24 protein-coding genes are annotated in these 26,520 nt (G+C 72.1%); 15 read left to right on the top strand and 9 right to left on the bottom strand.

Annotated elements, in window-relative coordinates:
• Positions 1-35 precede the first annotated feature (35 nt).
• From ACBR40_RS39415 to ACBR40_RS39390, 6 genes are all read left to right on the top strand, one after another.
• Positions 36-1,772 (top strand): ABC transporter ATP-binding protein, encoded by a 1,737-nt coding sequence (locus ACBR40_RS39415; protein ID WP_371251998.1) that lies wholly within the window; start codon positions 36-38, stop codon positions 1,770-1,772.
• 107 nt (positions 1,773-1,879) lie between these two features.
• Positions 1,880-3,136 carry an MFS transporter gene (locus tag ACBR40_RS39410; protein WP_371251997.1) on the top strand — a complete coding sequence of 419 codons (1,257 nt, stop codon included), beginning with the start codon at positions 1,880-1,882 and terminating at the stop codon, positions 3,134-3,136.
• 111 nt (positions 3,137-3,247) lie between these two features.
• On the top strand, positions 3,248-3,676 hold the full coding sequence (locus ACBR40_RS39405) for an Hsp20/alpha crystallin family protein (RefSeq protein WP_091092062.1): 429 nt from the start codon (positions 3,248-3,250) through the stop codon (positions 3,674-3,676).
• 55 nt (positions 3,677-3,731) lie between these two features.
• Positions 3,732-4,046: a MerR family transcriptional regulator gene (locus ACBR40_RS39400; RefSeq protein WP_344212528.1), complete on the top strand. Its 315-nt coding sequence runs from the start codon at positions 3,732-3,734 to the stop codon at positions 4,044-4,046.
• Positions 4,047-4,088: 42 nt separating this feature from the next.
• The gene (locus tag ACBR40_RS39395; RefSeq protein WP_371251996.1) at positions 4,089-4,637 is read left to right on the top strand and encodes a hemerythrin domain-containing protein; all 549 of its coding nucleotides are present in this window, start codon (positions 4,089-4,091) and stop codon (positions 4,635-4,637) included.
• A 63-nt stretch (positions 4,638-4,700) separates the two neighbouring features.
• A complete protein-coding gene (locus tag ACBR40_RS39390) occupies positions 4,701-5,006 on the top strand; it encodes a DUF5709 domain-containing protein (protein ID WP_344212532.1) in 306 nt (101 codons plus the stop codon).
• Positions 5,007-5,177: 171 nt separating this feature from the next.
• Here ACBR40_RS39390 and ACBR40_RS39385 read toward each other — a convergent pair whose 3' ends face one another.
• Complete coding sequence (locus ACBR40_RS39385) at positions 5,178-5,831, bottom strand: HAD family hydrolase (protein ID WP_371251995.1); 654 nt, start codon at positions 5,829-5,831, stop codon at positions 5,178-5,180.
• 170 nt (positions 5,832-6,001) lie between these two features.
• Here ACBR40_RS39385 and ACBR40_RS39380 point away from each other — a divergent pair, with 170 nt between their 5' ends.
• On the top strand, positions 6,002-6,550 hold the full coding sequence (locus ACBR40_RS39380) for a Uma2 family endonuclease (RefSeq protein WP_344212536.1): 549 nt from the start codon (positions 6,002-6,004) through the stop codon (positions 6,548-6,550).
• Here ACBR40_RS39380 and hrpA read toward each other — a convergent pair.
• Both hrpA and ppgK read right to left on the bottom strand, forming a co-directional pair.
• Positions 6,540-10,415, bottom strand: coding sequence for an ATP-dependent RNA helicase HrpA (gene hrpA, locus ACBR40_RS39375; protein ID WP_371251994.1), 3,876 nt, complete (start codon positions 10,413-10,415; stop codon positions 6,540-6,542). The genes ACBR40_RS39380 and hrpA overlap by 11 nt on opposite strands.
• A gap of 108 nt (positions 10,416-10,523) precedes the next feature.
• Positions 10,524-11,240: a polyphosphate--glucose phosphotransferase gene (ppgK, locus tag ACBR40_RS39370; RefSeq protein ID WP_371251993.1), complete on the bottom strand. Its 717-nt coding sequence runs from the start codon at positions 11,238-11,240 to the stop codon at positions 10,524-10,526.
• A 165-nt stretch (positions 11,241-11,405) separates the two neighbouring features.
• On the opposite strand from ppgK, the gene ACBR40_RS39365 reads away from it, so the two are divergent.
• Positions 11,406-12,512 (top strand): TIGR03118 family protein, encoded by a 1,107-nt coding sequence (locus tag ACBR40_RS39365; RefSeq protein WP_371251992.1) that lies wholly within the window; start codon positions 11,406-11,408, stop codon positions 12,510-12,512.
• A 151-nt stretch (positions 12,513-12,663) separates the two neighbouring features.
• Here the strand turns inward: ACBR40_RS39365 and ACBR40_RS39360 are convergent, their stop codons facing one another.
• The gene (locus ACBR40_RS39360; protein WP_344212544.1) at positions 12,664-13,251 is read right to left on the bottom strand and encodes an HAD-IA family hydrolase; all 588 of its coding nucleotides are present in this window, start codon (positions 13,249-13,251) and stop codon (positions 12,664-12,666) included.
• 108 nt (positions 13,252-13,359) lie between these two features.
• Between ACBR40_RS39360 and ACBR40_RS39355 the strand changes: the two genes are divergently transcribed.
• Entirely contained in the window at positions 13,360-14,178 is an 819-nt protein-coding gene (locus ACBR40_RS39355; RefSeq protein ID WP_344212546.1) for a DUF4253 domain-containing protein, read from the top strand.
• Positions 14,179-14,185: 7 nt separating this feature from the next.
• Here the strand turns inward: ACBR40_RS39355 and ACBR40_RS39350 are convergent, their stop codons facing one another.
• Both ACBR40_RS39350 and ACBR40_RS39345 read right to left on the bottom strand, forming a co-directional pair.
• Entirely contained in the window at positions 14,186-15,019 is an 834-nt protein-coding gene (locus ACBR40_RS39350) for an SAM-dependent methyltransferase (protein ID WP_371251991.1), read from the bottom strand.
• Positions 15,020-15,174: 155 nt separating this feature from the next.
• Positions 15,175-16,431, bottom strand: coding sequence for a Scr1 family TA system antitoxin-like transcriptional regulator (locus ACBR40_RS39345; RefSeq protein WP_344212550.1), 1,257 nt, complete (start codon positions 16,429-16,431; stop codon positions 15,175-15,177).
• 289 nt (positions 16,432-16,720) lie between these two features.
• Between ACBR40_RS39345 and ACBR40_RS39340 the strand changes: the two genes are divergently transcribed.
• The 4 genes from ACBR40_RS39340 to ACBR40_RS39325 all read left to right on the top strand — a co-directional run bounded on the left by ACBR40_RS39340 (position 16,721) and on the right by ACBR40_RS39325 (position 22,047).
• Positions 16,721-17,413 carry a hypothetical protein gene (locus ACBR40_RS39340; RefSeq protein WP_371251990.1) on the top strand — a complete coding sequence of 231 codons (693 nt, stop codon included), beginning with the start codon at positions 16,721-16,723 and terminating at the stop codon, positions 17,411-17,413.
• A 924-nt stretch (positions 17,414-18,337) separates the two neighbouring features.
• Complete coding sequence (locus tag ACBR40_RS39335; protein ID WP_344212556.1) at positions 18,338-19,156, top strand: hypothetical protein; 819 nt, start codon at positions 18,338-18,340, stop codon at positions 19,154-19,156.
• Positions 19,153-20,319: an FAD-dependent oxidoreductase gene (locus ACBR40_RS39330; RefSeq protein WP_371251989.1), complete on the top strand. Its 1,167-nt coding sequence runs from the start codon at positions 19,153-19,155 to the stop codon at positions 20,317-20,319. The genes ACBR40_RS39335 and ACBR40_RS39330 overlap by 4 nt, the downstream gene beginning before the upstream one ends.
• Before the next feature lie 18 nt (positions 20,320-20,337).
• Positions 20,338-22,047 (top strand): hypothetical protein, encoded by a 1,710-nt coding sequence (locus tag ACBR40_RS39325; RefSeq protein ID WP_344212560.1) that lies wholly within the window; start codon positions 20,338-20,340, stop codon positions 22,045-22,047.
• 17 nt (positions 22,048-22,064) lie between these two features.
• On the opposite strand, the gene ACBR40_RS39320 is transcribed toward ACBR40_RS39325, so the two are convergent.
• Entirely contained in the window at positions 22,065-23,996 is a 1,932-nt protein-coding gene (locus tag ACBR40_RS39320; RefSeq protein WP_371251988.1) for a Xaa-Pro dipeptidyl-peptidase, read from the bottom strand.
• A 152-nt stretch (positions 23,997-24,148) separates the two neighbouring features.
• On the opposite strand from ACBR40_RS39320, the gene ACBR40_RS39315 reads away from it, so the two are divergent.
• A complete protein-coding gene (locus ACBR40_RS39315; protein ID WP_344212564.1) occupies positions 24,149-24,808 on the top strand; it encodes a FadR/GntR family transcriptional regulator in 660 nt (219 codons plus the stop codon).
• A 12-nt stretch (positions 24,809-24,820) separates the two neighbouring features.
• Here the strand turns inward: ACBR40_RS39315 and ACBR40_RS39310 are convergent, their stop codons facing one another.
• Entirely contained in the window at positions 24,821-25,507 is a 687-nt protein-coding gene (locus ACBR40_RS39310) for an LPXTG cell wall anchor domain-containing protein (protein ID WP_371251987.1), read from the bottom strand.
• A gap of 98 nt (positions 25,508-25,605) precedes the next feature.
• On the opposite strand from ACBR40_RS39310, the gene ACBR40_RS39305 reads away from it, so the two are divergent.
• Positions 25,606-25,851, top strand: a complete 246-nt coding sequence (locus tag ACBR40_RS39305; protein ID WP_344212568.1) for a hypothetical protein — start codon at positions 25,606-25,608, stop codon at positions 25,849-25,851.
• 4 nt (positions 25,852-25,855) lie between these two features.
• Here ACBR40_RS39305 and ACBR40_RS39300 read toward each other — a convergent pair whose 3' ends face one another.
• A complete protein-coding gene (locus ACBR40_RS39300) occupies positions 25,856-26,506 on the bottom strand; it encodes a class I SAM-dependent methyltransferase (protein WP_371251986.1) in 651 nt (216 codons plus the stop codon).
• Between the last annotated feature and the right edge of the window lie 14 nt (positions 26,507-26,520).

The raw sequence follows: 26,520 nt of genomic DNA, 5'->3' as shown, positions 1-26,520 counted from the left end.
CTCTGTTTGAGTGCGCATCTGAAAGGAGCACCCCCTTGGCGGAGGAACCACGCGCGCCGCTGCGGCGCATCTTCACCCTGTTCCGCGCCTACCGGGGCCCGCTGGCCCTGGTGGGCCTCCTCATCCTGCTGTCGTCGCTGGTGTCGCTCGCCTCGCCGTTCCTCCTCCGCGAGGTGCTGGACGTCGCCATCCCGGCCAGGGACGCGGGGCTGCTCGCGCTGCTGTCCCTCGGCATGATCGCGGTGGCCGTCGCCACCAGCGTGTTCGACGTGATGCAGACGCTCATCTCCACGACGGTCGGTCAGCGGGTGATGCACGACCTGCGCATCGCCGTGTACGCGCACCTCCAGCGCATGTCCCTGGCCTTCTTCACCCGCACCAGGACCGGCGAGGTGCAGTCCCGCATCGCCAACGACATCGGCGGCATGCAGCAGGTCGTCACCTCGACCGCCTCCTCCCTCGTCTCGAACCTCACCACCGTGATCGCAACGGTCGCCGCCATGGTCGTGCTCGACTGGCGGCTGACCGTGATCTCGCTCCTGCTGCTTCCGCTGTTCGTGTGGATCAGCCGCAGGGTGGGGGCCGAGCGCAAGCGCATCACCTCCGAACGGCAGCGCAAGCTCGCCACCATCGCCTCGATGGTCCAGGAGTCGCTGTCGGTCAGCGGCATCCTGCTCGGCCGCACGATGGGCCGCTCCGACGCACTGACCGAGCGCTTCGGCCGCGCCTCCGACGAGCTGGCCGACCTCGGCGTACGGACGAGCATGGCAGGACGATGGCGGCAGGCGTCCATCCAGATCGTCATGGCCGCGATGCCGGCGGTGGTCTACTGGGCGGTCGGCCACACGGGGGTCATCTCGGTCGGGACGCTGGTGGCGTTCACCACGTTGCAGAAGACCCTGTTCCGGCCGGCGGTGTCGCTGCTGCGGCTGGGCGTGGAGGTGCAGACCTCGCTGGCGTTGTTCGGGCGCATCTTCGAGTACCTGGACCTGCCGGTCGACATCCGGCCCGGCACGCGGACGCTGGAGCGGGTGCGCGGCGAGGTCCGGTTCGAGGGGGTCGAGTTCTCCTACGGCGACACGCCCACGCTGAGGGGCGTGGACCTCACCGTTCCCGCAGGGTCGAGCGTGGCGGTCGTGGGCGGGACCGGCGCGGGCAAGACCACGCTGAGCTACCTGCCGACCCGCCTGTACGACGTCACCGGAGGCCGGGTGACCATCGACGGGGTGGACGTGCGGGAGCTGACGTTCGAGACGCTGAGCGCGGCCGTCGGCGTGGTCTCGCAGGAGACCTACCTCTTCCACGCCTCGATCGCCGACAACCTGCGCTTCGCCCGGCCGGAGGCGAGCGACGAGGAGCTGGAGGCGGCGGCCAGGGCCGCGCGCATCCACGACCACATCGCGGCACTCCCCGACGGGTACGACACGCTGGTGGGCGAGCGCGGCTACCGCTTCTCGGGGGGTGAGAAGCAGCGTCTGGCCATCGCGCGCACGCTGCTGCGCGACCCGCCGGTGCTGATCCTCGACGAGGCCACCAGCGCGCTCGACACGCAGACCGAGCGGGCGGTGCAGGAGGCGCTGGACGCGCTGGCGCGGGGACGCACGACGATCACGATCGCGCACCGGCTGTCCACGGTGCGGGACGCCGACCAGATCGTGGTGCTCGACCGCGGCCGGATCGCCGAGCGCGGCACCCACGAGGAGCTGATGGCGGCCGGCGGTCATTACGCGGCCCTCGTCAGCCGGGACCGGCCGGAGCCGCTGTCCGCGTAATCGGGTTTTAAACCGTGTTCTGCCTCACATTTCGGTCAGACCGGAATGGACGTCCCGGATCCGCACGTTCGGACCTCCGGTTTGCAAGTTCAAGGCTAGGACCCCCGTTGCTGTCTGCGTCATCCTCCACGTTCCGCGCCCTCCGCCATCACAACTACCGGCTGTGGGCAGGAGCGGACATCGTCTCCGTCACCGGCACCTGGATGCAGGTCCTCGGCCTCAACTGGCTCGTCCTGACGATCACCGATTCCGCGACCAGCGTCGGCGTCAGCCTCGTCGTGCAGGCGCTGCCGACGCTGCTGCTGGGGATGTGGGGCGGGGCGCTCGCGGACCGGCTGCCGACCCGTCCCGTCGTGATCGCCGCGCAGCTCGCGCACGCGGCGCTGGCGGCCGCGCTGGCCGTGATCGCGTTCACGGGGGTCTCGTCGGTGGCGCCGATCTACGCGGTGGCACTGCTCAGCGGCGTGGTGGGGGCGCTCGGCGGGCCGGCACTCGGCCGCTTCGGCGCCGAGGTCGTGCCGCCCGACGACCTGCCGAACGCGATGGCGCTCGGCTCCGTCCTCAGCTCCGGAGCCCGCATCCTGGGCATGAGCCTGGCCGGGGCGCTGCTGCCGCTCACCGGCGACGGCGGGCTGTTCGTGATCAACGCGGCCACGTTCTTCGTGGTCATCGCGGCGGTGCTGGTGATGCGGCGCGCGGAGTTCCACCCGCTGGAGGCGGCCGAACGGCAGCCCGGCGCGGTGCTGGAAGGACTGCGGCTCGTGCTGCGCACCCCCTGGCTGCTCGTGGTGCTGGCGCTGTGGTTCGTCTCGGGCAGCGTGGGCCGCAACTTCCAGGTCACGATGGCCGCCATGAGCGCCGGCCCCCTGGGGGCGGGCGTGGGCGGCTACGGCCTGCTGTCCACGGTCTTCGCCGTGGGCACGGTGCTCGGCGGCTTCCTCGCCGCCTCCCGGCCGACCCTCACCGTACGGCTGCTGCTGATCACCACGTTCGTGACCGGGGCGGCGCAGACGCTGAGCGGGCTCATGCCGGGGCTGTGGGCGTTCGCGGCGCTGATGGTGCCGATCGCGGCGGGCGCGGTGACCGTGGACACGACCGTCAGCGCGCGGGCGCAGCTCGACAGCCCCGAGGCGATGCGCGGCCGGATCATCGCGGCGCTGTCCATCGTCAGCGCCGCCGCGGGCGCGGTCGGCGGGCCGCTGCTGGGCTGGCTCAGCGACACCTTCGGGCCCCGGCTCGCGCTGGAGATCGGCGGCGTGTGCTGCGTGGCGGCCTCGCTCCTCGCGGCCGTGGCACTGGCCCGCCTCTCGGGCCGGACGCTCCTGCAGGCGGTACGGCCGCGCCCGGCGCCCGCGTCGGCCTAACCGTTCGGACAGGTTTTGCTTACCTCGCTTGCCTACCGCTTCTGCTGGAGCTAACCTGTAACTGCAGTTGGAGGTTAGATGCAACCGAGAGCGCAGCGAGGAGGTCCCGACATGCTTCTCACCTCGATCGACCCGTTCATCCAGGAGTTCGAGCGGCAGTTCAACCGCCTGGCCCGGCAGACCTTCGACAACGGCTCGGCCATGCCGATGGACGGCCTGCGCCGTGACGACGACGTCGTCCTGCGCTTCGACCTTCCCGGCATCGACCCCGACTCCATCGAGGTCACCGTGGACCGCGGCGTCCTCAGCGTCAGCGCGCGCCGTGAGGAGGAGCTCGGCGAGAACGAGCGGGTGTTCGTGCGCGAGCGCCCCATGGGCGTCTTCACCCGCCGGGTCTACCTGTCCGAGCACCTCGACAGCGACAGGATCGACGCGGGCTACGCCAACGGCGTGCTCACCGTCCGCATCCCGGTGCTGGAGCGGGCCAAGCCGCGCAAGGTCGAGATCCGGCGAGGCGACACCAAGGCCATCAGGGCGTGACCCCGGGCGGCGCGGGGGCGGACGCCCACGTCCGCCCCCGTACCATGAGGAGGTCATGATGGCCGATCTGCCCTTCGACGACGACCACGCCCCGCTCTACTCCCTCGGGCAGGTGGCGGCGATGCTCAACGTCCAGCAGGCCTACCTGCGCCGCCTCGACCAGCACGACGTGGTAACGCCGCACCGCTCCGAGGGCGGCCAGCGGCGCTACTCCCGCCGCGACATCCTGATCGTCCAGCACGTCACCCGCATGGCCGACGAGGGCATGACCCTCATCGCCATCCGCCGCATCCTGGAGCTCGAACGCGAGCTCGCCACGCTCCGCGAGGAGCTGAAGCGGACCCGCGAGCGTCTGCGCGAGCTGGAGTGACCCGGCGATTGGACGGCGTTCCCTTGGGTAGCGCTTGACCTCATGGCAACCGACGTCATCACCCTGATCACCAAAGACCACCGGACCGTCGAATCCCTCTTCGACCGGCTCAAGAAGGGCGAGGGCGACACCAAGGCCACCGTGGCCGAGCTGCACGCCCTCCTGGTCGCGCACGCCCGTGCCGAGGAGGACCGCGTCTACCCCGGCATCGACGCCCACCACGGCGTCGAGGAGCACAAGGAGGCCGAGGTCCTGCTCGACGCGCTCGTACGGGCCACCCCCGGCACCCCCGAGTTCCGCACCACCCTGGACAAGCTCGTCGAGTCGGTGCAGCACCACGTCGAGGAGGAGGAGAGCGACCTCCTGCCCCAGCTGCGGAAGTCCGCCGACGACAAGCGGCTCCAGGAGCTCGGACGGGCCTTCGAGGAGCGCAGGAACGCCGAGCTCAAGGCCCTCCGCGCGACCGCCCCGGCCACGGGCGAGGCCACCAAGGCCGAGCTGTACGAGCAGGCGCAGCGGGCCGACATCCCCGGCCGTTCCCAGATGGACAAGGAAGAGCTGGCCGAAGCCCTCAAGCGGGCCGATTCATAGGATTTCGTACCTGTCCGGGGGTAGGGGATTCTTATGAGTCAACTACCTCCGGACCGGTTCGGAATGAGCGACGAACAGGACATCGAGGTCTCGGAGTGGACCGACGACCTCGGGCTCAACCACGAGGTCGTCCCCGACGACCCGCGGCACCGGGACACGCTCGACGAGCGGCTGCGGCGCGAGGCGCCTGACCGCCTGCACGAGCGGCGCTCGCTGCACCGGCTCACGCAGCCCGACGAGGGCCTGGAGCCGGATCGGGAAGACGAGGAAGTGGCCGAGGACCAGGGCGCCGACAGCGGCGACCTGTCGGCCGAGGAGCGGGCGATCCACATCGACCTCGGCGAGGACCTCGACGAGGACTTCAGGTGAGGCCCTGAAGCGAGGCCCTGAGGCGAGGACTCGGCACCGCGCCGGCTACGCGTTAAGGCCCCGCGTGAAGGCGTCGCGTGAAACTCCCCCGGTGATGGCCCCGGAGTGAAGCCCCCGCGTAAAGACGCCGCGCGATCATCCTGTGCGGACTCCAAGTGCGTGGCGCCACCGCTAGGTCAGCCGCTGCGCCGCCGCCAGGACCTCGTGCAGGTCGTCGACGATCGCGTCGGCGGCCCGTGCCTCCGGCCGCGCGGCGTGCAGATAGCCCCAGGGGCCGCGGCGGATGAGCGCGGTGCGCATGCCGGCCCGCCCCGCCGGGAGCACGTCGTTGTCGAGCCGGTCGCCGACGTAGAGGATCTCCCCGGGCTCCCGCCCCGCCACCGCGGCGACCTTGGCGAAGAACTCCGGCTGCGGCTTGGCCACCCCCCATCCCTCCGAGGTGTGGACGGAGTCGGCCGGCAGCTCCATCGCGGCCAGCGCGTCATAGGCCCGGCGCGGCTGGTTGCCCGCGATGATCACCTGGTAGCCGGCCTCGCGCAGCGCGCCGAGCGCCGGGCGGACGTCCGGGTAGAGGTCGTCGCCGTCGAAGTGGTTGCGCAGCCCGTCCGGGTCGTCCCGCTCCCACGCCGCCTCCTCGGCTTCCAGGTCGATGCCCGGCCGGATGATCTCGAACGCCTCGCTGTGCGACCGGTCCAGCGCCGCCATGCCGCCGAGCGCACCCATGAGCACGAAGTGGCTGACGCCGATCCGCTCGGCCCACCGCGTCCAGATGCGCGTCTCGTCGATCAGCGTCTCGCCGACGTCGAACACCACAGCCTTGACCATCGATCCCCCTGCACTTCGCAATCAACCGCAAACCGGGATTCTCGCACGCTCGGGTTCGTCTCCCTCGACCGGCCGTGCGATACTTAGCGTGCCCGTTCGAATACGAAGGGATAACTCCGATGGTAGCGATGGCGACCGAGCCTCCGGCAGCCCAGCCAGAGGAGATCAACATGCCGCACACAGCACGTGAGTTGCTCGATGCTCTGCCCCCCCTCCCCGGTTTCCGGGCCGAGGTCATCGAAGGGAACCTGATCGTGAGCCCGATGGGCAGCCCGGAACACACCTTCATGGCGGTGAACCTGCACAACGTCCTGCTGCCGCTGAGTCTCGAACGGGGGTGGCTCGCGGCGCCGGGCGGCCTCAGCGTCTGCGTCGAAGGCCCCCGCGACGCGCTCGTGCCCGACTACACCCTGCTGCCACCCGGCTGTCCCCGCTGGGGCCGAGGCGAGCTGCTCTCCTCCGGTCTGATCATGGTCGCCGAGGTGGTCTCCCCCAGCAGCACGCACATCGACCGCGAGGAGAAGCGCCGCCTCTACGCCGTGGGCCGGGTGCCCGTCTACCTGCTGATCGACCCGCTGCCGGAGGTGCCGGCCGTCACCGTCCACAGCGACATCAAGGACGGTGGCTACCGGTCGATCGCCACCGTCCCGGTGGGCAAGCCCCTGCACCTGCCCGCCCCCGTCGACTTCGAGCTCGACACCTCGATCTTCATGGCGTGAGCTTGTCCATCGCCTTGGTGATGCGCTTCTCGCTGATCGGCGTGGGCGTGCCCAGGGTCTGGGCGAAGAAGCTGACCCGCAGCTCCTCGATCATCCAGCGGATCTCCACCACGTCGGGATCGCCGCGCCGCACCGGCGGCAGCTTGTCCAGCAGGTCGTGGTAGTCGTCCTCGACCTTGTGCACCCGGTCCATCCACTCCTGGTCGCGCCACGGGTCCTCGGGCAGCTTGCCCAGGCGGCGCTCGACGGCGCGGACGTAGCGGAGCAGGTCGGACAGGCGGCGGTGGCCGGTCGCCGTGACGAACCCCTTGTAGATCAAGTGGCCGAGCTGGTCGCGTACGTCGTCGGTGGCGGCGCTCGGGCGCAGGGCGTCGAGGCGGGCCGTCGCCTCGTGCCAGACGGCCAGGATCTGCTCCACCTTCGCCAGCACCCCGGCCGCCGTGTCGTGCAGCTCGGCGCGGACGTGCTGGTAGAGGCGGTCGAAGGCGACCGGGTCCCAGGCGGGACCGCCGGCCTCCCCCATGAGCTGGTCGACGGCCGCGTTGACCACGTCGTCGAAGAGCGCGACCGCGCCGCCGTGCGGGCTGCGCGACAGCGCCAGCTTGGCCTGGTTGGACAGGCCGGCCAGCAGGGACTTGGCCGGGTTGGTGACGTTGAGCAGGAGCAGGCGGCGCACGCCCGGCCAGTGGGAGCGGCGCTGCTCGGCCTCGGTCTCGAAGATCTTGATGGAGACGGAGTCGCCGGCGTCCACGAGCGCCGGGTAGCCCTTCATCCGGCCCTGCTCGAACACCTTCGGCAGGCTGCCGAAACTCCAGGTGCGCAGGCCCGTCCGCTCCAGGTCGTCGCCGGCCTCGGCGAGCGTCTGACGCAGCCGGGGCGCGAGACGGCGCTTGAGCGCGTCGAGGTCCTTGTCCTCGGCCAGCGTGCGCTTGCGCTCGTCGATCACCCGGTAGGTGATCCGCAGGTGATCGGGGATCTGGTCGAGCTGCCAGGCCTCGCGCGGCACGCGTACGCCGGTCAGGCGCAGAAGCTCGCGCTCCACGGCGGCCAGCAGCGGCTCACCACCGGGCTTGACCGCGGCCAGCACCTGCTTGGCGTAGTTGGGGGCGGGCACGAAGTTGCGGCGCAGGTTCTTCGGCAGGGAGCGGATCAGCGCGGTGATCAGCTCCTCGCGCAGGCCGGGGATCTGCCAGTCGAAGCCGTCGGAGCCGACCTGGTTGAGCACCTGGAGCGGCACGTGCACGGTGACGCCGTCGGCGTCGGCGCCCGGCTCGAACTGGTAGGTCAGCCGCATCCGCTGGCCGAGCTGCTTCCAGGTGTCGGGGTAGTCGCGCGCGCTGACGTCGGCGCCCTCGTTGACCAGCATCTCCGGCGAGAAGGTGAGCAGGTCGGGCGTCTCCTGCCTGGCCGTCTTCCACCAGGAGTCGAAGTGCCGGGCCGAGACCACGTCGGCGGGGACGCGCTGGTCGTAGAAGTCGAACAGCGCCTCGTCGCCCACCATGATGTCGCGCCGGCGGGCGCGGTTCTCCAGCTCCTCGACCTCGCCGAGCAGCTTGCGGTTGTCCTTGAGGAACCGGTGGTGGGTGTCCCAGTCGCCCTCGACGAGCGCGTGCCGGATGAACAGCTCGCGGCACAGGTCGGGGTCGATGCGGCCGTAGTTGACCTTGCGGCCGACGACGAGCGGCACGCCGTAGAGCGTGACCTTCTCCAGGGCGATCACCGCGCCCTGGTTCTTCTCCCAGTGGGGCTCGGAGTAGCTCCGTTTGACCAGGTGCTGGGCGAGGGGTTCGACCCAGGCCGGCTCGATCTTGGCGTTGACCCGCGCCCAGAGCCGGGAGGTCTCGACGAGCTCCGCCGACATGATCCACTGCGGTTGCTTCTTGGCGAGGGCCGAGCCGGGGAAGATCGCGAAGCGGGCGTTGCGGGCGCCGAGGTATTCCTGGATCGGGCGGCGGCCGCCGTCGGCCGGGCGCTGCTTGTCGAGCACGTCCTTGACGCCGATGTGCGACAGCAGGCCGACCAGCAGCGACACGTGCACGTGGTAGGGGTCGGCGGGGGTGCTGTCAGGTTGCACGCCGAGCGACTGGCGGAGCTGGCTGTAGATGTCCTGCCACTCGCGTACGCGCAGGTAGTTGAGGAACTCGGCCTTGCACAGCCGGCGGAACGCGCTGGAGGACAGCTCCCGCTGTTTCTCGCGCAGGTAGTTCCACAGGTTGAGGTGGGCCATGAAGTCGGAGTCGGGGTCGGCGAAGCGGCGGTGCTTCTCGTCGGCCTGCTGCTGCTTGTCGGCCGGCCGCTCGCGCGGGTCCTGGATGGACAGGGCGGCGGCGATGACCATGACCTCGCGCAGGCAGCCGTTCTTCTCCGCCTCCAGCACCATGCGGCCGAGACGCGGGTCGACCGGCAGGGTGGCGAGCTTGCGGCCGATCGGCGTGAGCCGGCCCTGCGCGTCGAAGGCGCCGAGCTCGTGCAGCAGGTTGACGCCGTCCTTGACCTGGCGGCGGTCCGGCGGCTCGACGAACGGGAACGCCTCGATGTCGCCGAGCCCGATCGCGGTCATCTGCAGGATGACCGAGGCCAGGTTGGTCCGCAGGATCTCGGGATCGGTGAACTCGGGCCGGCCGAGGAAGTCCTCCTCCTCGTACAGCCGGATGCAGATGCCGTCGGAGGTGCGGCCCGAGCGGCCCTTGCGCTGGTTGGCGCTCGCCTGCGAGATGGGCTCGATCGGCAGGCGCTGGACCTTGGTGCGGTGGCTGTAGCGGGAGATGCGGGCGAAGCCGGGGTCCACGACGTATTTGATGCCGGGGACGGTGAGCGAGGTCTCGGCCACGTTGGTGGCGAGGACGATGCGCCGGCCGGTGTGCGACTGGAAGACGCGGTGCTGCTCGGCGGCGCTGAGCCGGGCGTAGAGCGGCAGGATCTCGGTGTTGCGGAACTCGGCCTTGCCCAGGGCGTCGGCGGCGTCGCGGATCTCCCGCTCGCCGGACAGGAACACGAGGATGTCGCCGGGCCCCTCGGTGATCAGCTCGCGGCAGGCGTTGACGATGCCCTGGGTCTGGTCGTCGTCCTCCTCCAGCGGCCGGTAGCGCACCTCGACGGGGTAGGTGCGGCCGGAGACCTCGATGATCGGCGCGTCGTCGAAGTGCCGGGAGAAGCGCTCGGGGTCGATGGTGGCGCTGGTGATGATGACCTTGAGGTCGGGGCGCTGGGGCAGGAGCTGCTTGAGATAGCCGAGGATGAAGTCGATGTTGAGGCTGCGCTCGTGGGCCTCGTCGATGATCAGGGTGTCGTACTGGTCGAGCAGGCGGTCGTTCTGCAGCTCGGCCAGCAGGATGCCGTCGGTCATCAGCTTGACGAGCGTGCGCTCGCTCGCCTGGTCGGTGAAGCGCACCTTGTAGCCGACGACCTCGCCGAGCCCGGTGCCGAGCTCCTCGGCGACGCGCTCGGCGACCGTGCGGGCGGCGATGCGGCGGGGCTGGGTGTGGCCGATCAGGCCACGGACGCCGCGCCCCAGCTCCAGGCAGATCTTGGGGATCTGCGTGGTCTTGCCGGACCCGGTCTCACCGGCGATGATCACGACCTGGTGGTCGCGGATCGCGGCGAGGATGTCGTCCTTGCGCTGCGAGACCGGCAGGTTCTCCGGGTAGCGGATGGCGGGCACGGCGGCGCGGCGGCGTTCGAGACGCCGCTCGGCGCGTTCGACGTCGGCCAGGATCTCCGCGACGATCTTGTCCCGGGTGTCGCGGGAGCGGACCCGGCGCATGCCGTCGAGCCTGCGCCGCAGCCGCCGCTGGTCGCGCGGCATGAGCTCGGGCAGGCGGGACTGGAGGTCGGCGAGCGGAGAGGACACGGAAGGCGTTCCCATACTGCTTTCAAGGATATTTGAGCCGCGCAGAAGCGGAGCCAACGGCCCATCGTGCCCCACCGTCCGCGACCGGCGCACCCCAATATCGGCGGACCCGGCCAGGGCTGGTCAGGGGCGGGCGGCCAGGGCCGCGCCGATGATGCCGGCCTCGTTCTGCAGCCCGGCCGGCACCACCCGGGTGCGCAGCGTGATGTGCGGCAGGAACTTCTCGGCCTTCTTGCTGACGCCGCCGCCGATCACGACGAGCGACGGAGAGAACAACATCTCCACGTGCTCCAGGTATTCCTGGACCCGTTCGGCCCACTTCTCCCAGCTCAGGTCGTGCTCCTCGCGCGCCCGCGAGGAGGCCCGGTGCTCGGCGTCCTTGCCGTGGAGCTCCAGGTGCCCCAGCTCGGTGTTGGGCACCAGCACGCCGTCGCGGAACAGCGCGCTGCCGATGCCCGTGCCGAAGGTCAGCATGAGCACAGTGCCCTTCTCCCCGCGCCCGCAGCCGAACCTCATCTCGGCCACGCCGGCCGCGTCGGCGTCGTTGAGCACGGCCGCGCCGCCGAACAGCGCCGCCGCGTCCACCCCGATCCACGACCGGTCGACGTTGGCGGCCGTGCGCACCACGCCGTCCACGATCACGCCGGGGAAGGTCACCCCGACCGGCCCCGTCCAGGCGAAGTGTTCGCGGATCTGGCGCACGGCGGCCTCGACCGCCTCGGGGCGGGACGGCGCAGGGGTGGGGATCCGCAGGCGCTCCTCGGTCAGCTCTCCGGCGTCGGTGTCCACGGGGGCGCCTTTGATCCCCGAACCACCGATGTCGATGCCCAGTACGTTCATGCGTGTCCCTTCCCCGATCCTGCGCGATGAAGTCGCCTGACGATTTTTCCCCATGACGGAACCTGAACCTGCCTTCGCCCGTCCACGTACCTCCCGTCACAAGCGCTAACTAGGAGGCAACGGATGCGGCCACGCATCATCACACTCTGCGCTGTTGCGGTCGTCTTGGGAGCGACTCTCACCACTCCCGCACACGCCACCACCAGGACTCGTTTCGACGTCACCAACCTTGTGTCGGACGTCCAGGGCAAAGCCCCGGTCACCGACGCCAAGGTCGTCAACCCGTGGGGCCTGGCCATGGGCAAGACGCTGTGGGTCTCCAACACGGGCACCGGCACCGCCACGGTCTACTCCGGCACCGGCAAGAAGGAGCAGACCGAGGTGTGGATCCCCGGCGGAGCACCCACCGGCCAGGTCTTCAACCCCGGCAGCGGCTTCACCGTCAAGGGCAAGCCCGCCACGTTCATCTTCTCCAGCCCGAGCGGCGCCATCACCGGCTGGAACGCCGAGGTGGACCCGAAGAACGCGATCATCGCGGCGTTCACCCGGGGCGCCGACTACAAGGGGCTGGAGCTCGTCCAGACCGAGGACGACGCCTTCCTGCTGGCCGCCGACTTCGCCGGTGGCCGCATTCACGCCTTCGACCAGGACTTCCAGCGCATCCGCCTGTCGCGCTGGCAGTTCAGGGACCCGGGGGTGCCGAGCAACTACCACGCCTACAACGTGGCGGTGGCCAACGGCAACATCTGGGTGTCGTACGCGCTGCGTGACCAGTCCACCGGCAAGCCGGTCTTCGGCAACGGCAAGGGCTTCGTGAGCCGTTTCAACGCCTCCGGCCGCGTCACCGGCCGCATCTCCCGCGTCGGGCTCAACGCCCCCTGGGGCATCACCGCAGCGCCCAGAGGCTGGGGCCAGTTCTCCGGAGCCCTGCTCGTCGGCAACTTCGGCGACGGCACCGTGCACGCCTACAAGAACAGCCGTCACCTCGGCGCGCTGACCACGGCGAACGGCCGGCCGATCGTGCTGCCGGGCCTGTGGGACCTGGAGCCGGGCACCGCGGCCACCGGCGGCGAGCGCTCCCTGTGGTTCTCCGCGGGCATCGACGGCACCAAGCACGGCCTGATCGGCGTCATCAGCCCGCAGGGCGTGAAGCCGACCTCCACCGGCGCGGCGGCCAACCCGTCCGCCTCCCCGAAGCACCCCTCGGGGCACAAGACGAGCGCCCCAGCCACCACCTCGCCGTCCTCCCAGAACCCGTACGGCGGGTATTAGGCCAGCGCTCCCGCGCCGCCGTCCCCGGCGGGCTGCTTGGCCCGGCGAGGAGCGCAGCTCGCCGAGACGGCGAGCCGGGGACGGCGGTCCCGCAGACGTTTCCGGCGCGGCCGGCGCGAGCCGCGCCGGAAACCTGCCGGTGAGGCAGAGCTCAGAACGCGCCGGCGAGCACGGCCGCCAGGTCGGCCGCCGTGCGGAAGTGCACCCCGGTCATGCCGAGAGCCTCGGCGGCGTGCACGTTCTCCAGCCGGTCGTCGACGAACAGGCACCGCTCCGGCGGCACGCCGGCCCGCTCGGCGGCGATCTCGTAGATGCGCGGGTCGGGCTTGGCCACCCGCACGCGGTAGCTGCTGACCAGGTCGTCGGCGAAGTAGCGCAGGCCCAGCCGGTCCAGGTGCTCCTCCACGGTGTCCATGGCGTTGGTCACGAGGATCACCGGGACGTGCCGCTGCGCGCTCGCCAGCAGCGCCCTGACCTCCTCGTCGACGAAGAACGGCACCTCCATGAACTCGGCGACCGCCCGCCTGGCGGCCTCTCCCCCGCCGAGCGCCGCGACGATGGACTCGGCCCACTCCGTCTCGGTGGCGAGGCCCAGCGTGGGCGGCCCGATCAGGGCGGGGTCGAAGGCGGTCTTCCGCAGCGGCAGGCCGTAACGGGCCTCGATCTCGGCCTGGACGCCGTGGTCGAACTGGCGCAGCACTCCGTCAAGGTCCGACAGGACCGCATCAAACCGGATCACAGCGCTCATTGTCGCAGCTCGCGCCTTTTCCCGTACCACCGGAAGGTCTCTGAGCGATCGTCGGCACTACCATCTCCGAGACAGGATTCGGTATCGGAACGGTAGGGCATGAGCGATCACCGGCTGCCACGTGAGCTGAGCCGGCTGTTCCCCGACGGCGGCAGGGGGCGCAGCCTCGGCGTGTCGCTGCCTCCGGGCGAGCTGGTCTGGCCCGATCCCGGTTACACGGGGCAGGGCCGGGCGGTGACTCCCGCGTTCTGGATGAGCTCCGAGCCGGTCGCCGGCGAGGACTGGGCGCTCATGCGCGCGTGGCATCCGCACAGCGGGCTGTGGCCGCTGCTGCTGGACGAGTCCGCGCAGCCGTGGGCCGTGGGCCAGGTCGTCCCCGACGATCCCCGCCAGATCGACCACTTCACCGCCGAGGGCTTCATGACCGAGGTGTGGCAGGAGTGGGTGGCGCAGATGCCGGCGGACGCGATGGAGGAGCTGGAGCCGTACGGCGCGATCTGCCCTGGTCCGGCGCCGCCGGGCGAGCTGAGGGCCGATCCTGAAGCGGTCGCCGACTGGTACGCGGCCCGGCTCGCCGCGCGGAGCCTGCCGCTCGGCCTGGTCGCCGCGGCGCGCGGGGCGGACGCGCTGGCCGTCATGGGCTGGCAGGGAGCGCTGCACCACAACGAGTGGATGGTGCCGATGGCGGCGGTCGTGCGCAGCTGGGAGGAGCGGTTCGGGGCGCGGGTGGTGAGCGTGGGCTTCAACACGCTCGAACTGAGCGTGGCCGCCCCGCCGGTGGACCCGGAGCACGCTCTGCACGTGGCGGCCGAGCACTGGACGTTCTGCCCGGACAACGTCGTGCAGGGCCCCGGCGACCTGCGAGGGTACGCCGAGCAGATCATCGGCGGGCACGCGTGGTCGTTCTGGTGGGACTGAGGCCGCCTCACGGGATGCGGGCCACCGCCCCGTAGGTGCCCGACGCGCTCGGGTCGTCCAGTCCGGCGGCGTCGTGACCGTCGGGCCGCCACTCCGGGACCCACACCAGCCCCGGATCGACCAGCACCAGACCGTCCAGCAGCGCCGCCACCTCCTCCTTGGCGCGGATCGCGTGACCGGGCAGCGTCATCGCCAGCAGGTCGTGGACGGCGGGCAGCAGCTCGGGCGGCACGCCGTCGAACGTGGTCTGCAGCAGCGACAGATAGCTGCCCTCCGGCACCGCTTGCCGGATGCGCTTGATCACGTAGTGGAAGTACTCCTCGTCGTTCAGGCTGTGGGTGGACAGCAGCAGCACCGCCACGGGCCGGTCCCAGTCGAGGAAGGTCCGCATGACGTGGTCGTCGAGGACCTCGTCGATGTCGCGTACGTCGCCCTCGACCACGCGGACGAGATCGGTGACGGGCTCGATGGTCGCCCGCGCCCCGGCCAGCACCATGGGGTCGTTCTCCACGTAGACGACGCGGGGCCGCCCGCCGGGGAGCGCCTCGCGGGCCACGTCGTGCAACTGCCGGCCGGCGGGCAGCCCGGAGGGCACGCCGCTGCCGACGACGACGAATTGTTCGACGCCACCGGCGGCCAGCCAGCGCACCACACGGCGCACATGGTGAAGCACCGCCCGCGCGGCTTTCGTGGTGATCGGAGCCGCGAGGTCATAACGCCGCATCGCATCCCGGTCGGCCACGAAGTTGTTCTTTCCACCCGCGGCCGCGTCGAGGATGCGGGTGGCACTGGCCTGGGTCATCTCCAGCTTCGCCAGGTTTCGGATGGCACGCTGACGCATTGAGTGTTGCCCCTTTCCCCTCGCCCACAATCTCGGGAAAAGTTGTCCTTTCGGACCCCACTCGATGACCCAGAACCTATGATCCCCGCCGGATGAGAGAACACAACACGAAATGCCATTAGTTTTGGGTATATCTGGCTAACCGCCGGAAATGATCACTTTCCGAGCGAACGCGAAAGCCTTTCGCAATGGGCGCTCAGCAGCTCGACGGTCTCCTCGCGGGTGGTCGTCGTCACCGACAGCTTCGTGAACGCCTGGTGGTAGGACTCCACCGCGCCGGTGTCGGTGAGCAGCTCGTCGCGGTCGATGCCGTGGGCGCAGGCGACGTCGGCCTCGTACGCCTCGGCGAAGCGCCAGAGCGTGAAGGGACCGGTGCGCGGCACGTAGGCGGGATCGTCCATCGGCACCACGTGCAGCGAGACGTTGGGCCGCTTGGCCTGGTCCATCAGCGTTTCGAGCTGGCGCAGCTGGATGTGCCTGCCGACGATCGAGCGCAGCAGCACGCTCTCGTCGACGATCGCCCACAGCACGACGCCGCTCTCGCGGGTGAGCGCCTCCTGGCGGGCCGTCACCAGGGCGAGCGCCTCCTCGACGGTCGGCTGGCCGTACGTGGCCGGGCCCATCACGGTGAGCGCGGCGCGGGCGTATTCCTCGGTCTGCAGCAGCGGCGGCACGAACTGGGTGTGGAAGGTGCGGATCAGCGTGGCCCGCTGCTCCAGCGCGTAGGTGGTGGCCAGCCAGACCGGGATGGAGTGCGCGTCGTACCAGGCGGCCTCGCGCTCGCCGCGGGCCAGCGACAGGACGTATTCGCGGATCGGCGGCGAGCCCACGCCGAAGAGCGTGAGCAGCCGCTCGACGGTGATCGGCGGCGGCGCGAGCCGGCCCTCCTCGATGGCGGGGATCGGCGCCGCGCCCCTGCCGAGCGCGGTCTCGACCTGCTCGACCGTCAGGTCGGCGGCCAGCCGCAGCCCGTGCAGCCGGCGGCCGAGCGCGCGGCGCTGCGGACCGGTCAGCGGGGCGGCGGCCTCGGGGATCTCGTCGGCGGGCTCGGGCTCGTCGGGCAGTCCCTCGGCCCTGCGGGCGAGGTCGACCACGCCGCGCAGCACGCTGAGCGACGCCTCGGACAGGCCGGAGGCGGACAGGCCGAGCGTGGCGGCGCGCACCTGGAGGTCCTCGACCGCGCCGGACTCCAGGTGGTCGTCGCCGACCAGCCAGCCCACGCTCACCTGGAGGCAGGAGGCCAGCGCCCGCAGCACCTGGAGCGTCGGGTTGGTCTGTTTGCCCGTGCGGAGCTGGCTGACGTAGGCGCGGGTGATGGGGATGCCCGCCTCCGTCAGCGTGGAGGCGACCTGGGCGCCCGTGAATCCGCGCTTGGTCAGCGCGAGATCGAGCCGCTCGGCGAAGTTCGCCACGGCACACCTCCTACTGCCCGTGAACTTTTCCAGCGTAAGGGACGCGGGGCCCGGTGTCCCCCGCCATGCGGGCTAGCTCTGCCCCGCGGGTGGGAACCAACTTATGCGGAAACTGTCAGTTGACATAGCCCCCTCTTGAAGCAGACTATCGGAGCACGTTGATAAGTGAGGCTTAACGGCCGGAAGATTCTGGAGAGAGTCCCCGACGAGGAGGTGGCCGGAGGTGACCATGGAAGTCTCGGGCGGTTCCTGGTTCCAAGAGGATTCGGCCCCTTCCCCGCAGGAGCGCGTGGTACATCGCATCTGCGGTCGTGTCGCCGGGGCGGGCGTGCACGTCGCCGATCTGCCTCTGGGCGGCGTACAGGTCTGGCTGGACGACGCCGGCGACCGCTGGCGTCACTACCACCGGATGGCCCGCGAGCTGCGGCTGGCCGGCTGGCACACGGAGACCGGGCCCGACCGGCTGCTGCTGCTCGGCTGGAGCTCGGTGTGCCTGAGCCACCGCGCGAGGATGCTGGGCGCGGCACTGTCGGGACGGCTCGCCGACTTCGACCGTACGGCGTTCACCGCCGTCATGGCGGCCACCCGGCTGCTGCACGACGGCTTCCCCGCCCAGGACCTCGCGGCCGAGGTGGAGGCGCGCTGCCGCCACCTGCTGCGCTGGCCCGAGCGGCTGGCCGACCTCGACGGCCTGCAACGTACGTCGTCGCTGGAGCCCATGCGGCTCCGCCTGGCCCAGGTGGCCGGGCTGGAGGCCAAGGTGGGCAGGCGCTGCGGCGAGCACCTGGCGCTCGCGGCGAAGGTCGCGCGGATGGTCGCCGGCGGCGCGATGCCGGCCGCCGCCCCCGCGGGCGGCCCGCGTGCCCGGCACGCCGGCCGGACGGCCGAGCGGGCGGGGCTGGGCCAGCGGGCCGGGCTGACCGAGCGCATGGTCTGCGCCAGCGTGCCGAACCTGGCCTTGAGCGCGGTGACCGCGCGATGACGACCGCTTCACTCCACACGTACGCGCCGCCGTCCGCGAGCGGGCCCGGCCCGCTCGTCCCCTCAAGGGGACCGGCGGCGCGCCTGGCGCTGGCCCCGGCGCTGTCCTGCCTTCCCGGCACCGTGCGGCACGTGCCCGAGAAAATCGGCGCGGTGCTGTTGGCCAGCGCGGTCGCGGCTGGCGTGCTGGCCAAACCGGAGGACAGCGCCTGGGGTCGGCATGGTGCGCGTCCGCCGGGGTGCGGGGTCGCGCCCCGCCCCCGGCGGCGCGCGGCCCCGACGACACATCTCTTCACCGAAATGCTGATGACCACAAGGGACGGGATCATCTCTGGCGGGGGTCCCGTCCCGTGCGGAGGCCGCGCGAGGCGCGTCTCCGTGTCCGAGGCCATCGGCATGGGGGCGATGCCGGGCAGTGCGATCGGCGTGACGGGCGCCGCTGTGCTGATCGGCCGGCCGTCAGGGAACGGTCCGGTGCCCAAGCGTTCCTCCGTGCTGGTGGCCGTCCTGATGGCCGCCGTTCCGCTCGACTCCGCGGCGCTGGTGCGGGTCGCCGCCGCGTCGAGCCATGAGACCGCACGTCGATCTCACCATCGATCTCAACGTCGATCTCAGCGCGCGGCAGGTGGGGGGCCGGCGATGCCGAGCCGGCCCTCCGCCCACTCCGGGCGCGACCGGTTTCATCGGGTCCCCAGCCCAGCCATGCACCGATAGACAGGAGCGGACATGCTCGCGGACGAGATGCGCAGGTCACGACCACACGAGGTTCGCCCGGCCCGGCCAGGGCCGCCGCACGACGAACCCGGCGCCGAGACGGAAGCGCGCGGCGCGCACCGGTTGCGCAGGATACGGCGGACACCCGTGCCGCCCGGCCGGACGCCGCGGCACCGTGCGCACTGATCCCGCCGCTCCCGAGGAGACCTCGATGCGCACTCGTTCGGTGGTGAGCCGCGGCAGGGTGGGCGTGATCGTGGCGCCCGCGAACCCGTCGGCGGAGCCGGAGCTGACCCGCCTGCTCGGGTCGCGGGCCGACATGCACGTGGCCCGCTTCCCCGTACGGCGCGGGCTGCCCCTGGCCGAGCGCCTGGAGAGCTACAACGACGAGCTCCCCCTCATGGTGTACGCCTTCGACGGCCTGCCGCTCAACGCCATGGTCATGGCCTGCAGCGAGCCCCGCTACCTGCTCGGACCCGACGAGGACCGCGAGCAGTGCGCGCGGCTGAGCGCGGCGGCCGGCGCGCCGTTCGCCTCGTCCACCCTCGCCACGCGTGAGGCGCTGGCGCACGTCGGGGTGAGCGACATCGTGCTGGTGTCGCCGTACCAGCCGTGGCTGACGGAGCTCGCCGAGCGCTTCTGGAAGACCGCCGGGCTGACGGTCACCCAGACGGTGCAGGTGCGCGCCAAGACCGGCTACTCCTCGTACGCGGTCACCCCCTCCGAGCTGATCAGCCAGGTCGAGCTGGCCGACGTGCCCGAGGACGCGGTGCTGCTGTTCACCGGCACCGGCCTGCCCACGCTGCCCGTGCTCGGCCCGCTGAGCACCGGCAACGACCGGCTGCTGCTCACCTCGAACCTCTGCACGGCCTGGTGGGCGCTGTCACGGGCCACCGGACAGCACGTGACGCTGAGCCGCGTCCCCCACCGCAGCCGCGTCCCCGCGCAGGGAGGTCACGTCCCGGCGCAGGGAGGCCCCGTGCCGCCGCAGGGGAGCCCGATCCCCGCGCAGGGGAGGCGCCCGGCATGAACGGCGTCATCGTGGTGGGCGCGGGGCCCGCGGGACTGACCGCGGCGCTCTCGCTGGCCAGGGCGGCGATCCCGGTCACCGTGCTGGAGAGCGGGAACGAGCCGCCGCGCCAGCCACGCGCCTGCACCTTCCACCCGGCCACGCTCGACCTGCTCGACGGGCTGGGCGTGGCGGCGCCGCTGGTCGCGGGAGGGCGGGTCGTGGACCGGGTCCAGTGGCGCGACCGGCTCGGCACCGTGCTCGCCGAGATGGGCATGAACCGGCTGGACGGGCTCACCCGGCACCCGTTCCGCGTCCACGCCGACCAGAACGCGCTCACGCCGCTGCTGCTGCGGGCGCTCACCGTCTACGGCGACGCCGACGTGCGCTTCGGCGCCCGCGTGGACGGCGTGGCCGAGGGCGGCACGGGCATCCGGGTCCGCGTGGGCCACACCTGGACGCGGGCCAGGTACCTCATCGCGGCCGACGGCGCGCAGAGCACCGTGCGGGCCGCGCTGGGGCTGCCGTTCCCCCGGTCGGGGCACATCGCGCAGGCGCTGCGGGTGTTCACCGACTCGCCGCTGGACCGGATGCTGCCGAGCCTCGCGCCGCTCACGTACGTGCGCGACGTCCAGCAGTCGTGCACCCTGTTCGGGCTGTCCGACCACTGGCGGATCATCTTCAAGATCCCCGTGGACGGGCACGAGCCGCTGTCGCAGGGCAACCTGTCGATGCTGGTGCGCCGGGCGCTGCCGGGCGCGGGCGGGCCGATCAGGGTGGCCGGCGCGGACCGGTTCGGCCTGTCGCGGGGGGTGCTGCCCTCGTACCGGTGCGGGCGGGTGCTGTTCGTCGGCGACGCGGCGCACCTGACCTCGACCGTCGGCGGGCTCAACATGAACGCCGGCATCCACGACGCCGCCGAGGCCGCCCAGGTGATCGCCGCCGTGCTGCGCGGCCGCGCCCGGCCGGCCGCGCTGGAGGCGTGGGCGTGGCGGCGGCGCTCGGTGCTGATGCAGCGGGTGCTGCCGCGTGGCGAGACCCGGCTGGTGGGCGTGCGCGAGCACGACAGCGCCCGGCTGGCCGCGGCCATGGACGGGTTGCGGGCGATCGCCGGCGACCCCGACGCGACCCGGGCGTACCTGGCCCAGGCGTCCCTGCTCGACAACGTGCCGGGACGAACGTGACGAGGAGGTGACAGCCGGATGTGGCGGACGCTGTCCGACGACGCGCGGCAGGCCATCCGTGACCTGTGCGACCAGCACGGGGCGCGCCTGTACGACTACTGCCGCACCGAGCTGGCCGAGGGCGACGCCGAGCAGGCGGTCGCCGGCGCGCTGCTGACGGCTCACCTGTACGCCGAGCGCGCGGGCGACCCGGCACTCAACCGGCCCTGGATGTACGCGCTGGCCCGCGCCCACCGCGCCGTCGTCGCCAAACCGGCGAGCATCGGCTCCTGGTCCCGCCCCGGCCGCATGTCGGAGCTGCTGCCCGAGGCCCTGCTGTCGCTGGAGCGGCCGCAGCGCGAGCTGCTGGACCTGTCCGTACGGCACGGCCTGGCCGACGCCGAGCTCGCCACGATCTTCGAGCTGGACGCGGCCGAGGTGCGCGCGATCGTGACCCGGGCCGCGGCCGGCCTGGAGGAGTGGTTCGCCGCGATCCTCGCCGCGCGCGGCCCCGACGGCTGCCCCGACCTGACCGCGCGGGTGTCGGCGTGGGTGGCCGCGCCCGGCCGCCGGGCCAGGGCGAGGCTCGGCCGCCACATCCAGTCCTGTGCGACCTGCCGGGCCGCGCCCAGGACCGTGACGGCGGCGGCGCTGCTGCGCCGGCTGCCGATCGCCACCGTGCCCGGCACCCTCGCTGACCGGCTGGCGTCCGCGCAGCCGCTGCCCGGAGAGGGTCCCCTCTGGCGGGCGGACGGCTTCCCCGTGCAGGCACGCACACTGGTGGAGACCGGTTCGGCGGAGACTGGCCGCTGGGCCGGCGCTCCACCGGTCGCCGACGCCACGCCGTCCGTCCCCGTCGCCGACCCCACGACGGCGACGCAGGGAAAGCCCTGGTCGGCGGCGGGCGCGGCCGCCGCCGACCAGGAGCTCCCCGCCGCTCCCGCGGCCCGCGGGCGGCATCCGTTCGCGCCGCAGAGCCGGACCAGGGCCTTCCGCGGGGGCGCGTACACCGACAAGCTCGTCTACAGCACCACGCTCAAGGGCGAGAGCAACGGCCACGCCCGGTCCCCCGACGCGATCATCCGCTACGGCGGCATCACGATGAGCGGCGAGCCGGACGGCGCGGGCAAGCAGTGGCAGGACTACTGGAAGGAGCCGCCGGGCGACGATCCGGAGGCGGGCGCCCCGATCCGGGCGGTGTCCCGGCTGGCGCTCGTCCTCGGCGTGGGCCTGCTGGCGGCCGGCCTGGTGTGGGCGCTGCTGAACGCCCGCGACCATCCGGCCGTGGTCACCAAGGCGGCGGCGCAGACGAACGTGCTGCTGGAGCGGCCGTCGAAGTGGGTGGCCGAGGTCACCGCGCCGACGGCGGAGCCGGTCCCCGCCGGAGGTTCCGGGCTGAGCAGCGTGCCGAGGACGGCTGAGCTGCCCAGGCCGGCGCCGCCGGTGGCGCGGCTGACGCCGGCGTCGATCTCGCTGGGCGCGGCCCGTGCCGGGTCGTTCGCGCTGGCGTGCACGGGCCGCTGCACGATCACCTCGGTCAGCGCCACGTCCGGCCTGTCGGTCTCCGGGCGCAACTTCCGCGTTCGCGAGGCCGCCGACTGCGGCGACCGGAACCGCAAAGGCCGGATCCTGGTCCGCTGGACCGGGACGGCCACCGGCGACGGCGTGCGCACCGGCGGCACGGCCACCGCGCGGGGCACGCTGGCCCTCGCCGTGAGCTGGACCACCGGCCGGGGCCCCTGCGAGTAGGGGCCCCGGGGGCGGGTCTAGAAGAAGGTGAACCCCTCCTCGGGCTGCGGCAGCTCGACGCGGTCAGGTCCGTGGAACCTGGCCTTGTCCTGCGGCACGTCCGCGAGCGGCGTCCCGAGCACGAACGGCACGGAGACGGAGCTCCGCGACAGGTCGACGGTGACGGTGGCGCCGGTCCCGCTCTCCGCGGTGTAGGTGGAGTCGGTGCCGGCGATCACCAGGCCGATCCTGTGGCCCTTCCTGAAGGTGTAGTCCTGCGGCAGCGTCAGCCACTTGACGGTGCCGTACGTGCCGGCCGGCAGCGGCTTCGCCTGGCTGAGCGAGTCACGGTTCTGCACGTCGATCCAGCCGCGGGCGACGATCTCCAGCGGGCGGGTGGCGACGTTCGTGACGACCTTGCGGTAGCAGCCGTCGTCGGCCGCGGTGCTCTCGCCCCAGCAGTCCTCCTCGGTGAGCGTGGTGATGCCCTGGCCGCGCCGCCAGTCGACGCGGGCGCTCTCGCCGAAGTCGACGAGCAGGGCGGTCAGGTTGGCGGTCGGCTTGTCCAGCTTGACCCGCAGGTCGGCGGTGGGCGTGCCGGACAGGCGCAGGTCCAGCGGGAGCGCGCCGGTCGTGAACGCGACCCGGCCCGGGTGGGCGGTGCCGACGTCGGCCACCATGTCGTTCTCGCTCATGGCGACGTCGGTGAAGGTCGCGGTGCTGTTCCTGGCGGCCGGGCGCAGGCCGAGCGAGCCGTCGGCGGCGGGCCGCAGCGACGCCTTGAGCGCGAGCGGCGCGGGCCAGTCGCGCTGCGTGATCCACTGGGCCGGGCCGATCTCCACGTCGGCGCGGGGCTCCTGCGCGATGCCGTTGCGCACGCCGTGCAGGTAGTGGTCGAACCAGCGGTGCAGGGTGTCCACCCAGAGCCCGCGCCGGCCCTCGAAGTCGAACGGGTCCACGTGCTGGGTCTGGCCGACCCAGATCTTGCGCGGCACGCCCCGGTCGGCGAGCGCCTTCCACCAGGTGGAGAAGTTGTCCGGCCGGACGTTGAGGTCGTTGACCGTGTGCACGGCGAACACGCTGGCCCGGACCTTCGAGGCGTCGCCGAGCAGGCCCTTGATGTAGTCGCGTTCGGCCCAGAACGCGTTGTAGTCGCCGGTGGCGTCGCCGTCCTCGGCGTCCATCCGGTCGCGGACCGCCTGGCACTTGGCCTCGGGGTCGGTGTCGACGTAGTTGGCGAGCCAGGAGGCGTAGTCGTAGTTGTAGATCACACCGTTCGAGCGCTGGTACTTGTACCAGGAGCTGATGGCCGAGATCGGCACGATCGTCTTCAGCCCGGCCACGCCGGTGGCGGCGACGGCGTTGGCCAGCGTGCCGTCGTACGACTTGCCGATCATGGCGGCGCTACCGGTGGTCCAGTCGGCGACGGCGGGGCTGCCGTCGGCCCTGGTGGCCTTGGCGCGGCCGTTCAGCCAGTCGATGACGGCCTTGCCGCCCAGCACGTCGGCCCTGCCGCCGACGTCGGGGCAGCCGTCGGACTTGGTGGTGCCGAGCATGTCGACGTTGAGCACGGCGTAGCCGCGGGGGACGAAGTAGTTGTCGTAGAAGAGCGGGAACTTCATGACGTTGCCCGCCGCGTCGTAGACCTTGCGCTCGCCTTCGTTGCCGCGGCCGGAGTTGTCGTAGTAGGGGCTCTCGTCGATGATCACCGGCACCTTGAGTCCGGGGCCGGACTCCTTGGGGCGGATGATGTCCACGCGTACCTTGTCGAGCGCGCCGTCGGCGTCGCTGTCGACGGGGGACTCGACGTACACGTGCTCGCGGACGGCGTCGGCGTAGGAGAAGACGGGTTGGGTGCGGCCGTTCTCGACGGTGATGGTCGGAGTGGCGGCGCGCGCGGGGAGCGCCGTGACGGTCGTGGTCGCCAGGGTGGCCGCGACGGCCACGAGGGCCGGACGTAAGGATGACACGCATGACCTCCAGAGGAGCATCCGGGACAAAACGCAATCTCTCAGACAGCCGGTGACGGTGACAAGATTTGACTCGCGGAGGTCGGGGCCGGATGCCCGGCGGGCGTACGGCTTAGGGTGAGAGTCCCCACCTGAAGGAGAAGAGGGGGCACATGCGCAACGTGGCGCGGACCTCGCTCGTCGACGCGGCGATCGGCGAGCTCCGCCGGGAGATCGCCGACGGCACCTGGCCGGTCGGGACGAAGATCCCGTCCGAGAGCCAGCTCGCCCAGAGCCTCGGCATGAGCCGCCTGTCGGTGCGCGAGGCGGTGCGCGTCCTCGTCCACGCCGGGCTCCTGCACACGCGGCAGGGCGACGGCACGTACGTCACCGCGACCGACGAGTCCAGGGTCGCGCTGCGCCGCCGCCTCGACACGGCGGCCGCCATGGACATCATCGACGTACGCCGCGGCCTCGACCTCGTGGCCGCCCGCCTGGCCGCCGGCCGCCGCACCGACGAGGACCTGCTCGCGCTGCGCGAGATCCTCGCCCGCAGGGCCGCCGCCGCCCGGGCCGGCGACCTCGACGGCTTCGCCGACGCCGACGTGGAGTTCCACGTACGGGTGGCCGACGCCGCCCACAACCCGCTCCTCGCCGACCTCTACCGGGGCATGAGCGACGCGCTGCGCGACAGCGTCCGCGACCAGGAGGAGGCGGCGCTGACGCCGGACACCTCGCACGAGGAGCTGCTGGGCGCGATCGAGGACGGCGACCCGGGGCGCGCGGTCGCCGTCTCGATCGCCATCCTCGACCAGCAGGCCCGCGAGCTCTGACGCGTCAGGGGCTCAGCCGGAGATCACGATGGTCTCGGCGGAGGGATCGCGCGGCGGCTCCTCGTCCTCGGTCTCCCGCCGCCTGACCAGCCACCACCCCGCGCCCGCGAGCGCCGCTCCCCCGGCCGCCGCGAGCGGCAGCGTCCACGCCGGCACCCCGGTGTCCTCCGCCACCCTGGACGGAGGGGGCGAAGGGGGCGGAGCGGACGCCGCGGCCGTGGCCCGCGCGACCGGCGCCGGCTCCGCGGGCAGGTCGGGGAAGCCCGGCGGCCGCACCGCGCCCCAGTAGTCCACCCCCTGCGCCACGAACCCCTCGATCGACTCCTCGCGCACCGGCTCGGCCTTCAGCCCGCCGGGCACGGACACCGTCCCGGCAAGGTACGGCGCGAACATCCCCTGCAGCCCCTCGATCTTCCAGTCGCCCTCCGGCAGCACCACGGAGGCGGCGTAGTGCCCGGCCTCCGGCAGCGGCGTGCCGGGGAAGGTCAGGCTCTCGCCGTCAGGTCGGGTGAAGCGCAGCCCGACCGGCGACAGCTCGCCCTCGTACGGATGGGTGCCGTGCTGCAGCACCCAGAACCCCAGCGTGTACGACGTCCCCGCCGCGAACCGCTGCGGCGCCGGGTCCAGGGACGTCTCGGCCCACGCCCCGCTCGCGCCGCCGAGCCAGCCGGCGACCAGCAGAGCCAGAATCCATTTCATACGCCGGATACACCGCCCGCCGGCCGGAGGTTCCGGGACAATCGACATTTCCTGATGGGAGGCGCGTCTTTTCCGTGCACCACGCGCACAATGAAAAGGTGTCCGCCGCCGGACGTCAGAATCTCGACGCGATGCTGGACGTGCTCGTCTACGAGAACGTGCTGGTGGCGTGGCGGCACGCGCCGCTGGGCGGCTACCTGATCGTCTCCCACGAGGGCGAGGAGATCAGGCTGACCGCGCAGCAGGCGGACATGTGGTCGCGGGGCGCGTTCGCCGTCTATCTGGCGCTGGTCGACGCCCGCAGGATCAGCCCGCGCATCCCCGGCGACGGCGCACGCCACTAGGGCGTCAGGGGTTGCGCGCGCGCCCCAGGATGTGGGTCAGCGTCGGCGACGACGGCAGCGCCTTGAAGGGGAAGCGCTCGCACTCCTCGATGACGAGCCCGCTGTCGCGGAGAGCGCGGGCGGTGTCGCGGTTGGGCCGGCAGTCGCCGGTCACCAGGCGCCACAGTGGCGTGACGGCGTGCTGGAGCAGGCCCACCGCCGGGCGGGGCGAGCGTACGTGCTCGAAGAAGCGCACCTCGCCGCCGGGCCGCAGCACGCGGCGCACCTCGGCCAGCGCGGCCCGCTGGTCCGGCACCGAGCACAGCACCAGCGACAGCACCACCGCGTCGCAGCCGCCGTCGGCGACCGGCAACGCCCCGTCGTGACCGGCCACCACGCGCACGGGCACCTTCGCGGCTCCCGCGGCCCGCTCGGCGTAGGCGCGCAGCACGTCGTCCGGCTCGACCGCGACGACCTCGCGCACCTCGGCCGGGTAGTGCGCGAAGTTCAGCCCGTTGCCCGCGCCGACCTCCACGACCCGCCCGGACAGGCCGGTCAGCAGGCGCCCGCGCAGCTCGCCGGTGGCGCGGGTCTCCGCCTCGGCGCTCAGCCTGGCGTAGGCGCGGGCGAAGCGCGGATGCTGGAACCGCGACAGGTCCTGCGGCAGATCACCCATGACCCCACCGTAGG

This window comes from Nonomuraea sp. AD125B (genome assembly GCF_041402765.1).
GTDB classification, from domain to species: Bacteria; Actinomycetota; Actinomycetes; order Streptosporangiales; family Streptosporangiaceae; genus Nonomuraea; species Nonomuraea bangladeshensis.
This window is presented reverse-complemented; position numbering and strand designations above follow the sequence as displayed.